The organism is Mesorhizobium sp. B2-1-8 (genome assembly GCF_006442545.2).
Taxonomy (GTDB): Bacteria; Pseudomonadota; Alphaproteobacteria; order Rhizobiales; family Rhizobiaceae; genus Mesorhizobium.
This window is the reverse complement of record NZ_CP083952.1, coordinates 2805598-2819730: the sequence shown is the minus strand read 5'-3', so window position 1 is coordinate 2819730 and position 14133 is coordinate 2805598. Positions and strand designations below refer to the sequence as shown.

14 protein-coding genes are annotated in these 14133 nt (G+C 65.0%); 4 read left to right on the top strand and 10 right to left on the bottom strand.

The annotated features are described in order from the left end of the window. Nucleotides 1-28: 28 nt before the first annotated feature. The 7 genes from FJ970_RS13805 to FJ970_RS13775 all read right to left on the bottom strand — a co-directional run bounded on the left by FJ970_RS13805 (nucleotide 29) and on the right by FJ970_RS13775 (nucleotide 4341). On the bottom strand, nucleotides 29-316 hold the full coding sequence (locus tag FJ970_RS13805) for a PRC-barrel domain containing protein (protein WP_140759623.1): 288 nt from the start codon (nucleotides 314-316) through the stop codon (nucleotides 29-31). 211 nt (nucleotides 317-527) lie between these two features. Further along, nucleotides 528-851 carry a DUF2934 domain-containing protein gene (locus tag FJ970_RS13800; RefSeq protein WP_140759626.1) on the bottom strand — a complete coding sequence of 108 codons (324 nt, stop codon included), beginning with the start codon at nucleotides 849-851 and terminating at the stop codon, nucleotides 528-530. Nucleotides 852-971: 120 nt separating this feature from the next. Beyond that, the gene (locus FJ970_RS13795) at nucleotides 972-1553 is read right to left on the bottom strand and encodes a BA14K family protein (RefSeq protein WP_140759629.1); all 582 of its coding nucleotides are present in this window, start codon (nucleotides 1551-1553) and stop codon (nucleotides 972-974) included. Between the two features lie 100 nt (nucleotides 1554-1653). Further along, nucleotides 1654-2175 (bottom strand): DoxX family protein, encoded by a 522-nt coding sequence (locus tag FJ970_RS13790; protein ID WP_140759632.1) that lies wholly within the window; start codon nucleotides 2173-2175, stop codon nucleotides 1654-1656. Nucleotides 2176-2512: 337 nt separating this feature from the next. Beyond that, nucleotides 2513-2992 carry a tetratricopeptide repeat protein gene (locus FJ970_RS13785; protein ID WP_140759635.1) on the bottom strand — a complete coding sequence of 160 codons (480 nt, stop codon included), beginning with the start codon at nucleotides 2990-2992 and terminating at the stop codon, nucleotides 2513-2515. A gap of 31 nt (nucleotides 2993-3023) precedes the next feature. Then, complete coding sequence (locus tag FJ970_RS13780) at nucleotides 3024-3995, bottom strand: MBL fold metallo-hydrolase (RefSeq protein ID WP_140759638.1); 972 nt, start codon at nucleotides 3993-3995, stop codon at nucleotides 3024-3026. A 124-nt stretch (nucleotides 3996-4119) separates the two neighbouring features. Further along, nucleotides 4120-4341: a DUF680 domain-containing protein gene (locus FJ970_RS13775; protein ID WP_140759641.1), complete on the bottom strand. Its 222-nt coding sequence runs from the start codon at nucleotides 4339-4341 to the stop codon at nucleotides 4120-4122. 622 nt (nucleotides 4342-4963) lie between these two features. Between FJ970_RS13775 and FJ970_RS13770 the strand changes: the two genes are divergently transcribed. From FJ970_RS13770 to FJ970_RS13760, 3 genes are read left to right on the top strand one after another with little or no spacing between them, the layout of a single operon-like run. Further along, the gene (locus FJ970_RS13770) at nucleotides 4964-9076 is read left to right on the top strand and encodes a Pls/PosA family non-ribosomal peptide synthetase (protein ID WP_181178656.1); all 4113 of its coding nucleotides are present in this window, start codon (nucleotides 4964-4966) and stop codon (nucleotides 9074-9076) included. Between the two features lie 59 nt (nucleotides 9077-9135). Then, entirely contained in the window at nucleotides 9136-9582 is a 447-nt protein-coding gene (locus FJ970_RS13765) for a GNAT family N-acetyltransferase (protein ID WP_227792168.1), read from the top strand. Then, nucleotides 9579-10223, top strand: coding sequence for a 4'-phosphopantetheinyl transferase family protein (locus FJ970_RS13760; protein WP_140759645.1), 645 nt, complete (start codon nucleotides 9579-9581; stop codon nucleotides 10221-10223). The genes FJ970_RS13765 and FJ970_RS13760 overlap by 4 nt, the downstream gene beginning before the upstream one ends. 3 nt (nucleotides 10224-10226) lie before the next feature. On the opposite strand, the gene FJ970_RS13755 is transcribed toward FJ970_RS13760, so the two are convergent. From FJ970_RS13755 to FJ970_RS13745, 3 genes are all read right to left on the bottom strand, one after another. Beyond that, nucleotides 10227-11327 carry a KamA family radical SAM protein gene (locus tag FJ970_RS13755; RefSeq protein WP_140759648.1) on the bottom strand — a complete coding sequence of 367 codons (1101 nt, stop codon included), beginning with the start codon at nucleotides 11325-11327 and terminating at the stop codon, nucleotides 10227-10229. Nucleotides 11328-11612: 285 nt separating this feature from the next. Beyond that, nucleotides 11613-12509: an NmrA family NAD(P)-binding protein gene (locus FJ970_RS13750; RefSeq protein ID WP_140759651.1), complete on the bottom strand. Its 897-nt coding sequence runs from the start codon at nucleotides 12507-12509 to the stop codon at nucleotides 11613-11615. Further along, complete coding sequence (locus FJ970_RS13745) at nucleotides 12506-12703, bottom strand: DUF1127 domain-containing protein (protein WP_140759654.1); 198 nt, start codon at nucleotides 12701-12703, stop codon at nucleotides 12506-12508. The genes FJ970_RS13750 and FJ970_RS13745 overlap by 4 nt, the downstream gene beginning before the upstream one ends. A 216-nt stretch (nucleotides 12704-12919) precedes the next feature. On the opposite strand from FJ970_RS13745, the gene FJ970_RS13740 reads away from it, so the two are divergent. Further along, nucleotides 12920-13834, top strand: coding sequence for a transcriptional regulator GcvA (locus FJ970_RS13740; RefSeq protein WP_140759657.1), 915 nt, complete (start codon nucleotides 12920-12922; stop codon nucleotides 13832-13834). Nucleotides 13835-14133: the final 299 nt, after the last annotated feature.

Sequence of the window (14133 nt, the reverse complement as noted above, 5' to 3'; positions counted from 1 at the left end):
CCCGGCCGTCGCCGAGCCCTTCTTTTTGTCAGTCGCGGTGTTCGGGCATGGCTTTCAGCTGGTCCTTGGTCCAGTTGGTCACGGCGTGGACGTCGCCGTCCTCGTCGCGCATGAAATCGAGTTCGTTGGCGGCGACGGCGACCGGTTTGGCGCCGATGCCGAGGAAGCCACCGACATCGATGACAACCAGGCCGCTGCCATGCATATGGTCGACAGAGCCGATCTTCTCGTCGTGGGGGCCGTAGATGGACGCGCCTTCAAGCGTGTCCGGTGTCAGTTCGGCGGGGCGGAGCCTTACGTGATTTGCGTGGTCCATCAGTGCATCTCCTCTCGGGTTTGGACAGGGTGAACCTCCGAGGCGGCCAAGGGTTCCGACCGATTTCATGTCGCCGATGCCTTTGGGGTTACGCCGGTCAGACCGCACCAAGCCCACCGGCGCCGGGTACCGGTGGCGCCGCGTTTTCGTGCGCTGATCAGGGCAATTCCAGGAAAAGCCTGAAACGGTTTTCCCTTGGAAATTGCGTGGCCTAGCTGCGCTTCTTCGCCTTGAGGCTGCGCGCGGCCTGCTCGATCGCGGCGCGGTCGTTGCCCAGGCGGTCGAGCAGCTCCTGCGCCTCGTCGCCCGATATGCCCGTGCGGACGGCCAGTTCCTCCACCGTCAGAACGTCGGTGCTGGCGATCTCGCCGGTCTGCGGCAGCGCGTCGCCGGCCGTGAGCGGCAGGGCGGCCTCCCGGTCGATCTCCATCTCGGCCTGGCGCCAGTGCCGGTCATGGTCGCCATGCGCGCCGCCTTCGCGTTGCCAGATCTCGTAGGCGCGGTTCCTGATCTTGTCGTCGCGGTCGTCGCTCATATCGTTCCTCCACTCATGTGAGGCATGAACGCCGCGCCGATCCGAACGATCCAAAAAATCTGCGTGATCGCCGGGCATCACAAGGCGCCGACCTTCAGCCTGCCCGCCCGCACCTGGCGGCTACTCGCACTGGCGCCTGGGTCCGCCGGAATAGGGCTGGTAGCTGTTGTCCTCGGGCCGGTAGGAGCGGTAGCGGCTGAAGCAGGAATCGACATGGTCGGCGGAAAGCGCCGTCGTGGAAGCGGCGTCGCCCGTCTCGGCATAGCTGACTTCGGCCGAAGCGCCCCGGTCGGCGCCGGCGTCGAGATAGGGCGAGACGCAGGGGCGCAGCCGCCCGCTATAGGACATGTAGCTGTTGTCGTCGGGATGGTAGGAGCGGTAGTGGCTGGCGCACCACTGGAGATGCGACGCCGGCAGTTCGGCCGCTGCGGGCGCGGTCGAGCCGGTCGCGGCCGGGTCGGGTGCCGGCTCCTTGGCCGCGATATCAGGCGGCGCGGGCTGGTCGGCCGGCAAGCGCTGGAGATTTTGCGCCGCCTTGTTCACCGGCCGCGCGTTCCTGGTCCACAGTTCCGCCACGCTGACGGTCGGCCTTGCCTCATGCGCCGGCTTGGCGGCAAGCAGCCAGGCGGCAAAGCCCAGCCCGCTGCCGAAGACCGCAAGCGTCAAGACGAAGCCGCCGACCAGTGCCAAAATCGCTTTCACGTCACGCTCCTTCAGTCCCTGCTTATAGAATGCGGAGCATCAAGGCTGGTTCCAGCACAGCGCGCGCAAGCGTGCGTGGGCGGCGCGGGCTCAGCTCCGCTCAAGTCGGCAACCTCACCTCCAGGGAAAATTGGTTCTCCACCGCCAGCAGCGCCGCCACCATTTCCTTGTCGCGCCGCCGCTGCTGCAAATAGCCGGCCAACAACCAGTCCAGCGAGAACCTGCCCGCGCCGGCAACGGCCAGCACGAACATGCCGCCTGATATGGCCAGATCCTTCTCGAAATGCAGCAGTTCGTTCTGGCTGGCGAAGTTGGTGTGGAACAGCATGGCCGTGGCCAGGCAGAACAGGCCGAGCCCGACTGCGCCCGGCCGCGTCAGCAGGCCCGTTGCCACCGAGAGCCCTGCCCCCAGTTGCAGCGCGATGGTGGCGATGAACAGCGGCAGGCCGACGCCAAGGGCTGCCATGGCCTTGGCGGCGCCCTCGAAATGCGTGGCCAGCGTGACGCCCTCATGCAGGAAGATGAAGGACATAAGCATGCGCCCGACAAGCAGGGTCACATCCCTGACATAGAGTTTGGTGGCGAGGGTGTGCAGCTTCGCGGCGCGTTCGTTCAGGGTCATGGTCGGGCTCCGATATTTCTACACCATGCGGGCACGCGCGGGGATGGCGCTTGCCGAATGTGATGCTTGAAAGGGCCGGAGCCGGCTCGAGGGAGAGGCGCCGGCTCCGGCAATGGGCGCCAGCCACGAGCGCCCGAACTTTGGTTCATTTCGCGTTGAGGTTCACGCCAAGGCCCCCTCATCCGGCCGCTTCGCGGCCACCTTCTCCCCGCCGGGGAGAAGAGGCAGATGCCGGCGCCAGCGCCCTCCTCTCCCCTCGGGGAGAGGTCGGATTGCCCCGAATTGCTCTTTGCAATTCGGTTGGCAATCCGGGTGAGGGGGAACTTGCGCCGCCGCCCTACTTCGTCACCTTGGTGTCGATGGCCTTTTGCAGGTCGGAAAGCTCCTCGCAGCCGGCGGGACACAGTTTCTGCAGCGAGGCCAGCTGCTCATTGGCCTTGGCCATGTCGCCGGTCTCGACATAGAGCTCGCCCAGATACTCACGGGCGGCCTTGTGGTCGGGCTTCAGCTCCAGCGCCTTGTTGTAGTAGGTCAGCGCGGTGGCGGTGTCGCCGGTCTTGCGCAGCGTGAAGCCGAGCAGATTGTAGACATCGGCCTGCTGGTTGTCCTGCGCGAGGTCCCGCAGGTCCGCCAGCGCGCCCTTATAGTCCTTGGCGTCGAGCTTGGCCTTGACGGCGGTGAGGTCGGGCGCGTCGGCGCCCTCGATGTCGTCCACCGCAAAGGCCGGCATGATCGTGGCGACGGGAACGACGGTCAACACGGCAATGGCGCCGAGCAGGCCGAACAGGGCGTGCTTGCCCAGGTAGGATTGTTTCATTGTCTTTCTCGCTTTGGTTGGGAGCTCGTGCTCAGATCTGCACCGGAGTGAAGCCGTAGGCATTGCCGTCCTTGACGAAAACGCCGGTGCCCGGGAACGGGAAGTGCGAGCCGGAAATGCGGATGTTGTCCGCGATCACCCGGTCGATGAGCTTGTGGCGCGTGGCGATCGCCGTCGGCCCGTCCTGGTCGTAAGCGCCCTGCCATTCCGGGTGCGGCGCCAGAAGCGCCGGCACATACATGGTGTCGGCCGAGATCATCAGTTGCTCCTTGCCGGAGTTGGCGAGATAGACGGAATGACCCGGCGTGTGGCCGGGTGCGGCGATGATCTGAATGCCGGGCACGACCTCGGCGCCATCCTCGACCAGCCTCCAGTTCTTCCATTTCGGGAAGTTTTCGGCGATGCGCTTGCCCGCCGGCTTGCGCCCCTCGGGCAGCTTGGCCAGGCGGCTGGGATCGGTCCACCAGGTATATTCGGTGGCGTTGACGATCAGCTCGGCATTGGGGAACACTGGCGTGTTGGTGCCCTTCTCCATCAGGCCCCAGACATGGTCGGGGTGGAAATGCGAGATCATGATGGTGTCGATCGCCTTGTAGTCGATGCCGGCGGCGGCCATGTTGGCCGGCAGATGTGTGGCGTTGGCCTGCCATTGGCCGACGCCGGAACCCGCATCCATCATGATCAGCCTGCCGCCCATCTTGAGCACGGCGACGGTGAGCGGAATGGGCATGAAGTCGGTGGTCAGCCCGGCCTTGGCGAGTGCCGCCTTGGTGTCGTCGACCGAAACATCCTTGATGAAGGCCGGGTCGTGCGGCTTCTTCCAGATGCCGTCATAGATAGCGGTCACCTCGATGCCGCCGACCGAGTACTTGTAGAAGCCGACTGTGGGTTCCACCGGCATCTGCGCGAAGGCGGGCCGGGTGAATTCGAGCTTGCCGGCAAGGCCGAAGGCGGCAGCGGCGGCGGCGGATTGAAGCACTGTGCGTCGTGACATGCTGAACATGGCGTATTCTCCTGTGGGTTTCGGTGGCGGTGGCGGTGCAGGTGACGGAGGAGCCACGCCACATGGCCCTCCGTCCTGATTGCGGACGGGGTCAGGACCTGGAGGATGGTCCGAACCCCTGAACTCAGTTGCCCCAGATGCCCTGGCCTGGTTCATCCGCATCAGATTTCATCGTCGCCCGCATGCCGTGGCGGACAATCTCCGGCTTGGCGGTCGAGGCGGTGTAGGTGTTGTCGACGGTGGTGAGCGTCTGGTCGGCGGCGCTCGTGCCAAAATGGTCGCTACCGGCAAAGGCGAAACTCGAGGCGAGCAACATCGCAGCCACGCTGAGAGCGAGCTTGGTCATTTCGGTAAATCCTTGTTTCGTTTTCCAGGGGTCGCGGACCGCAAGATTGCCCGCTTGCAGAGAAGACCCGCAGGGGCCGCGCTTTATTCCCGAGCGGGGCGGGATTTTTTCGGGAAGGGCAGAAACCGGCGGCGGCGGCCATGCGGAAGCGCGCCCAGACACAATCCAGAAACAAGTTTCAACAGTTCAGAAAAACTGGCGAAAAGATCGGATGGCATAAGCATCCCTCAACGGCCGGAAATCTGGCCGCCGCACAGGGCGCACGGACACAAGCGCACGGGGTTGGGCACGGGCGATGCTACGAGGTTCGAACGGACGGATGGGGCCCCTGCCTTGCATGTCGCCCGCCGCCGGCAGCCTCCAGGCGATGCCCCGCGCTCATGCTGCCGAATATGTGAAGACAGGACGGCCGATTCCGTGATAACCGCCCGGCCAAAGAGGATCCGGCGATCAGCGATCTCCGGTCGGGATTCCGGAATCTTCCGTTTTGGACGCTTCGGTCATTCCACCTCCATCAACCACGATCAAATTGCAGCGCCGGTACAGCCGATAATGCCTGCTCGAGCGGCGGCATGATCGAGATGTGCCCGTGACGGCTTCGCCAGGACGAGAAAGTTTGGAAATGGACCACGGTATCGATATCGCCGAACTGGACAGGGAAGCGGCAAGATCGGGCGGAGAGCCCGAGACCAGACCCGACAGCGCCGATGCACTTGCGGAACTTGCCTCGGTAGCGCGCAGCCAGATCCTGGTGGGTGCCGACTTTGCCCGGGCAGGTCAGCCGGATGAGCGGCTCGACAAGGTCTTCGAGCAACTCGCCGAAACATTCGCCACGCTGCCGGCGGTGATTTCCGAAGGCCGCACCTGGACGTATCAGGAGCTGGACAAGCGCGCCAACCAGTTCGCCCGCCTGCTGGTCAAGCGTGGCGTGCGGCCGGGTCACCGGGTCGGGCTCATCCTCGACCGGTCCGCGGAAACCTATGTGGCCCTGCTCGCCGTGGCGAAGGCGGGCGCCGCCTTCGTGCCGCTGGCCACAGCCTTTCCTGAAGAGCGCATGGCGCTCATCGTCGAAGACGCCGGCGTCAGCCTGATCGTCACCATTGCCACCTACGCATCGCGTGCCGGCCAGTTGCCGGTTCCGCATCTGTTGATCGACAGTGCCGCCGCCGAGATCTCAGCCCAGTCCGACGCGCCGCTGAAGCCGCACAAGGCGCCGGCCGCAATCGAAGACATCTGCTATATCCTCTATACGTCGGGCACCACCGGCAGGCCCAAGGGCGTGGCCATCCGTCACCAGAGCTTCGTCAACTTCATCCGCGTCGCCGCCGCATCCTACGGCTACAAGCCGGGCGACCGCGTCTACCAGGGCATGACCATTGCCTTCGACTTTTCCTCCGAGGAGATCTGGGTGCCGTTCGTCGCCGGCGCGACCGTCGTGCCGGCACCCGGCCAGATGCCTCTGGTGGGCGAAGAGCTCGCCGATTTCCTGCGCCATCACGACATCACCTGCATGGCCTGCAGCCCGACGCTTCTGTCGTCCATGACATCGGAGGTATCAAGCCTGCGCACACTGCTGGTGGGCGGCGAGGCCTGCCCCCACAATCTGGTCGTGCGCTGGTCGAAGCCGGGCCGGCGGATCCTCAACACCTATGGCCCGACCGAGGCGACCGTCACCGCAACCATGGGAGCGCTGACGCCGGACCGGCCGGTGACGATCGGCGCGCCGCTGCCCACCTATTCGATCGTCATTCTCGACCCTTCGCTGCCGCAGCTTGCCGAACCTGGTGAACTGGGCGAGATCGGCATTGCCGGCATCGGGCTGGCGGTCGGCTATCTCGACCGGCCGGACCTGACCGAACAGAAGTTCATCGCCGATTTCCTCGGCCTGCCGAACAATCCGTCCAACCGCATCTACCGCACCGGCGACCTTGGCCGGATCAACGACGCCGGCGAGATCGAGTATGCGGGGCGCATCGACACCCAGGTGAAGATCCGCGGCTATCGCATTGAACTCGGCGAGATCGAGGCCGTGCTGCTGGACCAGCCCGAGATCGCGCAGGCCGCCGTCACCACCTGGGAGATCGAGCCCGGCCGCGTCGAGCTCGTTGCCTATTATGCGCCCAAGGCCGGCCAGCCTGCGCTCTCGCGCGCCGACATTGCCCAGACGATGAAGCGACGGCTGCCGGATTACATGGTGCCCTCCTACCTGGAGGAACTGCCGGCGATCCCGATGACGGTCTCCAACAAGGTCGACCTTCGCCAGCTGCCCAAACCGACCAGCGTCAGGCTGTCGGCCGACCGCGCCATGGTGTCGCCCGGCAATGACGATGAGCGTTTCCTGGCCGACGCGCTATGCGCCGTGCTGAAGTTCGACGAGGTGTCGGTCGAGGACAATTTCTTCGACGATCTCGGCGCCAACTCGCTGCTCATGGCGCATTTCTGCGCCCGCGTCCGCACCCGCAAGGAATGGGCGACGACGTCCATGCGCGACATCTATCTCTATCCGACCGTGGCGCGCCTGGCCAAGCACCTGAGCGTGGCGGAAGAGATGATGACGGCCACCAACGAGCCCGTTCTCACCCGCCAGGCGTCCAACCTCGTCTACTGGACCTGCGGCGCGGCGCAGTTGCTGTTTTACGCGCTTTACAGCTACGTGGCGCTGTGGGCGATCAACGGCGGCCTCAACTGGGTCTATGACACGCTCGACGATCCGCTTCAGCTTTATGTCAGGTGCGTGGTGCTCTCCGCCGGTGTGTTCTTCGGCATGTCGGGCTTTGCCGTTCTCGCCAAATGGGTGCTGGTCGGCCGCTGGAAGGCGGAAGCCTTCCCGATCTGGGGCCTGCGCTACTATCGCTTCTGGGTCGTCAAGACCCTGATCCGCTCCGCACCCGTCGTCCTGTTCCGCGGAAGCCCGCTCTACAGCCTGTACCTGCAGCTCCTTGGAACCAGGATCGGGAAGAACGTCGTAATCGAATCCCGCGCAGTGCCCGTGTGCACGGACCTGATTTCGATCGGCGACCGAACGATCCTGCGCAAGGAATCGCTGATCCTTGGCTACCGCGCCCAGGCCGGCTATATCCACACCGGGCCGCTGACCATCGGCCGCGACGCATTCGTCGGCGTCGGCTGCACGCTCGACATCGACACCGCGATCGGCGACGGCGGCCAACTCGGCCATTCCTCCTCGCTGCAGCGCGGGCAAAGCATCCCCGACGGCGAACACTGGCATGGATCGCCGGCGGTGCCGACCACGGCGGACTATTGCAAGGTGCGCAACGTCAACCCTCCCCGCATCCGGCGCTTCCTCTACGAGGCCGTGCAACTGATAGGGCTGTTTGCGATCGTCACCCCGCTGCCGCTTTTGTTCCACAGCTATTGGGAGAATGTCGGCGACGACTATCAGGAGACGATCGGCATCGTGGCGATCGGCACCACGGTCACGCTTTTCGGCTACATCGCCGTGGCCTTTTTCGCCGCCACGGTGGTACCGCGCCTGTTCAGCCTGATCCTGAAACCCGGCCGCACCTACACGCTTTACGGCTTCCGCTACTGGCTGCAGACGGTTGCCGAGTTCTCGAGCAACTCCCGCGTGCTCGGGCTGCTGTTCGGCGACAGCTCGGCCATCGTCCATTACATGAGCGCCATCGGCTGGAACCTCAACAAGGTGGTGCAGACCGGCTCCAATTTCGGCTCCAACCAGCAGCACGAAAACCCGCTGCTGTGCGAGATCGGCACCCAGACCATGGTGTCGGACGGGCTTTTCATGATCAACATGCACAAGTCCGCTTCCGCGTTCCGGCTCGAGCCGACGCGGATCGGCGAGCGCAACTATCTCGGCAACAACATCTACTATCCGCCGGATGGACGCACGGGCGACAACGTTCTGCTCGGCACCAAGGTGATGGTCCCGATCGACGGGCCATTGCGCGAGAATGTTGGCCTTCTGGGCTCGCCCCCCTTTGAAATCCCGCGCATGGTGAACCGCGACAAGGAACTCATCGCCGGCATCGACGAGGAAGACCGGCGCCAGCGTATCCCGCTCAAGAACCGTCACAATCTGGTAACGATCCTCCTGTTCTTGGCGACGCAATGGATCATGCTGTTCGCCACGCTGGCGATCTGGGACCGGGCGCTGAACTATTATACAGAATGGGCGGAAATCGCCCTCTTCGCGGCGGTGCTTTTGACCTCGGCGATCACCATTCCGTTCTACATCTTCGTCGAGCGGGCAAGCCTCGGTTTCCGCAAGCTAAAGCCGCAGATAACGACCATCTACGACGTCACCTTCTGGCGCCATGAGCGCCACTGGAAGCTCGCAGATTCGCCCATCGTGCGCCTGTTCGCCGGCACGCCGTTCCGGCCGATGATCCTGCGCATGCTGGGTGTCAAGGTGGGCAAGCGTGTGTATGACGGCGGCGCCAACCTGACCGAGCGTTCGCTGGTGGTGATCGGCGACGACGCCACGCTCAACGAAGGCTGCGTCATCCAGGCCCACTCGCTGGAGGAAGGCGCGTTCAAGTCCGATTTCATCCGCATCGGCGATGGCTGCACGCTGGGGCCGTCCGCCTTTGTCCATTACGGCGTGGTGATGGGCAAGGGATCGATGGTCGATGCCGATTCCTTCGTGATGAAGGGCGAGGAACTCGAGCCCAACTCCATCTGGCGCGGCAACCCGGCCAAGCTGCATCGGTTCGTCGAGCCGATCATGGAAGACTGCTCCAGGGCGTCGTCCTGACGCTTGAGCCCGATATCATCGGAGGCCACGTGGCACAGCGATCCGGAAGCACCGTGGGCATCCATATCGCCCCCGTGACCAAGGCCAATCGCGCCTTGGTCACGGCCCTGCAGCTGGCGCCGGAGCAGATGGACTTCGTCGCCAGCAATGCGGACTCCCTGCGCGAAGCCAGATCCGATCGGGACGCGCGGCCACGCGCCGTCATAGTCGGGGACCAGCCTGTCGGATTCCTGATGTACGAGGTGCCACGGGACCACGACGAGGCGCGCATCTACCGCTTCATGATCGACCGTGCCTGGCAGGGCCGAGGCTATGGCAAGGCCGCGCTGCGGGCGGTGCTGGAGGAAATCCGCGGGCTCGGCCATATCAGGCACGTGTCGATCTGTTACGAACCGGAGAACGAGGCGGCGCGGCGGCTCTATCGCAGCGCCGGTTTCGTCGAAGAGGGGCTCGACGAGGACGGCGAAATGATCGCCGATCTCCTCCTCCCAGCCGGCGACCGATGACGCCATCAGCCGATCCGTCCGAGGAAATCGCCCTGGCGCGCGCCATGGCGGCCATGGCCCCGGCCGGGGTCCGCACCGGTTGCCGGATGATCCGCGAAGGTGACGAGGCCCATCTGTTGCCGGCGGAGGCAAGTTCCATCCCCGCCCGCCAGGCGGCCATGCGGCGGGCCAGTGGCGCGGCGCGCTGGATCGCGCACCGGCTGCTCGCGAATGCCGGTTTCGACGGTTTCGCCCTCTTGCGCACGCCGTCCGGTGCACCGGCCTGGCCCGAGGGGATGACGGGCTCGCTCGCGCATGACGACGACATGGCCGTGGCGGCGGTCGCGAATGTTGCCGGCATCGGCTCGCTGGGCATCGATGTCGAGCCAGCGCTGCCCCTGCCCGATGACATTTTCTCCCTCGTAGCCATTCCCGCCGACCGCATGGGTGCCGCCGACCGGCATCTCGCCGGCCGCATCCTCTTTGCCGCCAAGGAAGCGGTTTACAAGGCTGCCTATCCGCTGGATCGCGAGGTGCTGGGCTATGAGGATATCGCCGTGGATCTCGAGACTGGCCACGCGACGACGAGCACCGGCCGCAAGGTCAGCCTCGCATACTGTATCGTCCCCCGCGTGGTCGTGCTGGGGTTTGTGGGGGAATAACGCCTATTCGCCAACCACTTCGCGATAGCTCCTCACCTGCCCGTCCAGACCGCGTATCCGCCAGCTCTGCCCGTCCTGTTGCTCGACATGGCAAGGTCCGAGTGGCACCTTGCCTCCCCCATCCGGCAGGTCCAGCACATAGACCGGATTGCAGATGCCGGACAGCCGTGCGCGCAGCGCTTCGGCCAGCGCCTGGCCCTGCGCGATCGTGGTGCGCCGGTACGCCATGCCACGCGCCAGATCGCCATGGTGCAGATAGTAGGGTTTTATCCCCAGCCGGTACATCAGCTCGCGGCACAGTTCTTCCAGCACCTCGACACTGTCGTTGACGCCCTTCAAGAGAACGCTCTGGTTGAGCAGCACGAAGCCCGCCTGCCGCAAGGCGCGGCAAGCTGCTTCGGTGGCATCGGTGATCTCGCGCGCGTGGTTGAAGTGGGTGACCACCGTCACCATCAGCCGGCCCTGTAGCGCCGCGACCAGCCCTTGCGTGATGCGCGACGGCAGCGCCACCGGCACCCGCGTGTGGATGCGCAAGAGCCGCACATGGGGGATAGTCTCGATGCGGGCGCGGATTTCGGCGAGCGCTGCGTCGGGCAGCGACAGCGGATCGCCGCCGGTCAGGATCACTTCGCGGATTTCGGGATGATCCGCGATATAGGCCAGCGCCGGCTCCAGCGCCTCGCGCGTATAGCCCCTGCCGATCGAGGTCAGCGATTCCTTGCGGAAGCAGAACCGGCAATAGACCGCGCATTGATAGGTCGGGAACAGAAGCACCCTATCGGCATGGCGATGCGTCAGACGCGGCACCGGGCTGAATTCATGGTCGGCGATCGGGTCGCCAAGCTCGCCCTCCGCCTCCTCCAGTTCCCCAGGCGACGGGATCACCTGCGCCCGGATCGGATCGGCCGGATCGTTCCAGTCGATCAGGTCGAGATAGCTTTTTGGTGCGCGCACCTTGTGCAGCGTGGCGGCGGCTTCAGCGGCTTCGCGCTCGGCCGGCGAGAGCGGCAAGGAGGCGAGGTCGCGCACATGGCGCACGCCTGCGCGGACATCGTCCTGCCAGGCGGTGTCGGCGGCGCGGGTTGCATCTTTGAGGTTTGGCATTGGCAGGTCTCGGGCTGTTCGCCCGGACCTATCGGCCGGATGGGCTGTCGGGTCAACCATCACAGGAGGCCAACGACATCCGCCGCGCCCTATGGCGCCCCCCTCTGTCTTGCCGGACATCTCCCCCTCAAGGGGGAGATCGGATGTTGCGACGGCCTTCGACAATCTTCAAGGTTACAAGGGGAACGCCGGCGCCCGAGCTGCCAATCTCCTCACTTGAGGGGGAGATGTCCGGCAGGACAGAGGGCGGCATCGTAGAGTGCCAACCTCTGCCAAGAACCCTAATCACAACCTCCGCCCACCCGCGCCCGCCATCGCCACAAAAGCGCTCTCAATGCTTTCAAACCTCAGCTCCGGATAAAGCGTCCCGACTTCCGGCGTGGCGGTCTCGAGCGCGGTCTCGCCACGGGTCCAGAATGCCCGCAGCAACCCAAGGCCGGGGACCGCCGCAATCAGCGCCTCCAGTTCCTCGGCGCTCATCTGCTTGACGCGCGGCGAGCGGCCGCTCACTTGCCGCCACAGCTCGATCATCGCGCTCTGCGTGATCTTGTTTTGCGCGATCCGTATCTCGCTGCGAACAGCGTTGGGATCCTCCAGCGCGCGCAAGGTGACCGCCGCGATATCCTTCTCGCTGACAAACGTCGCCGGCACGTTGCCGTCGCCATAGAGCGTCACCTCGTCCGGCGGCAGCGGCGACGAGCCGAAGCGCGTCAGGTCACCCAGTGTCGCCACCCAGGTCGAGAAGAAGCCGTTGGTGTAGATCACCGTATAAGGCAGGTCGGCCTCCCGAACCGCGTCGAAGACGGCCCGCTTGATGTCGAGCGGTTCGATCGACCCGGGTGCGGCGGCGGCAAAGTCGAGGCCAAAGCCGGCCGACGGCACATAGCGGGAGACGCCGGCATCCCTGACGACGCGCACCAGCGTCATCTCGTTGGCCGACCCGACATGCACCGAGCTGATGACGCGATCGACGTTGCCGACGGCGCGAACGAGGCTGTCATAATCGTCGAGATCGCCGACATGCACCGTGGCGCCCAATTCCATCAGAGGGCGCATCCGCGCTTCATTGACTGATGTGGCCGGCCGGACGAGGACGTGCAGGCTGTCGCCATTGCGGGCGCTGGCCTTCGCCATCTCGCTGCCGAGAAGCCCGGTCGCGCCGATGATCAATGTGCTGGTCATATCGTCCTCCCGTTGCCCAGAATTCCTTTAGCAAGAATGGAGCCGTCCCAGTCGCGTTCGAGGCCGATGTCATGCAAACGGCGATCGGAAAGCCGGGATATCTGGCGCAGCGTGCGGCGGCGCTCGAACGCTGCCGCGCTTCGCAGGGCAAGGCCGCTCATCGCGGCGCCGATGGGTCGAAGGGTCAAGCTCATAATCCGTCTCCTGTGTCTCACTGGGCGCAAGCCTGCCGATGTCGCCCGAGCGGGGCGAGCATGACGATTGCTCACACTTGTCTGGTCAATTCAGCGCATCGATGAACCGAAAGCCCGGTATGGATGCTTGGTACGCCTGAATATTGGGCCGTTATGGACTGGACGACAAACGACTCTTTGTGCAGGATTTGTGAGCAACGCTCACAGATCGAACCCATGCCGCGCAGATTGCCGCCCCTCACCGCTTTGCCCGCCTTCGACGCGGCGGCCAGGCATCTGAGTTTCTCCAAGGCCGCGGAGGAACTCAACGTCACCCATGGCGCCGTCAGCCGGGCCATCCGCAACATCGAGGACAGGCTGGGCATCCAGCTCTTCGATCGCGGCACACGCTCCGTGCGCCTCACCGCTGTCGGCGCGGCCTATGCGGCGGAGGTCGGCAAGGCGCTCGACCAGATCGCCGCCGCCACCATCGCCGCAACGCCCGACCGCTCGACGCGCATCCTCAACGTCAGCACGTCGGACGGCTTCGCCGGCCGCTGGCTGGTGCCGAGGCTGCATCGCTTTCATCGCGCCAATCCCGACATCGACGTGCGGCTGGCGACCTCGGGCGTTCTGGCCGATTTCGTCAGCGACGGCATCGACATATCCATCCGCTACGGGCGCGGCGGCTATAGCGGAGTGACGGCGGAATTCCTCGCCGACGAGGAGGTCTTCCCTGTCTGCAGCCCGGAGCTCCTGCAAGGCGAGCATCCGTTGCGCCTACCCGAGGATTTGAGGCATCACAAGCTGATCCACGATGCCTTTCGCATCGACTGGGCGACATGGCTTGAACAGGCCGGCGTCGAAGGCATCGACCCCAAACGCGGCGTGCGCTTCGATTCCGCCACCTTCGCCGTCGAGGCCGCCGTACACGGCGAAGGCGTGCTGCTCGGCCGCAGCGCGCTGGTCTCGGCCGACCTCGCGGCAGGCCGGCTGGTCCGGCCCTTCGACCTCGCGTTGAAATCAGCCGCCAGCTACTACGTCGTCTATCCCGAAGGCGCGCTGCGCCAGAAAAAGGTCAGGGCGTTCCGCGACTGGCTGTTCGCCGAGATCGCGACCGACTGGGCGGGCATGCCCAGGAGCGCCCCCTGAGCTCAAGCCGTTGACTCCGGCGGGTATGCGCAAGGCCGCTTGAGAGCACCTGAGCGCATACGAAGTGAGACAGGTGGCGCGACCTCTCCCGCGCCTCCCGCCTGGTTCGTCCGACATTTTCGGCATGGCCGCCGCCGGACCCGACATCGAGGCACTGCAAATGCAGCTGTCCTCATCACTATGAAGGGGGACGTGAGCCGGCCGCCGTGAGATGATGCCCGGCAAGGCAAACACGCCTTGCCCCTAAGACCTGGCCGCGAAAGGCGGACTTGGTCAGGCCTGGTCGCCATGAGCAGCTC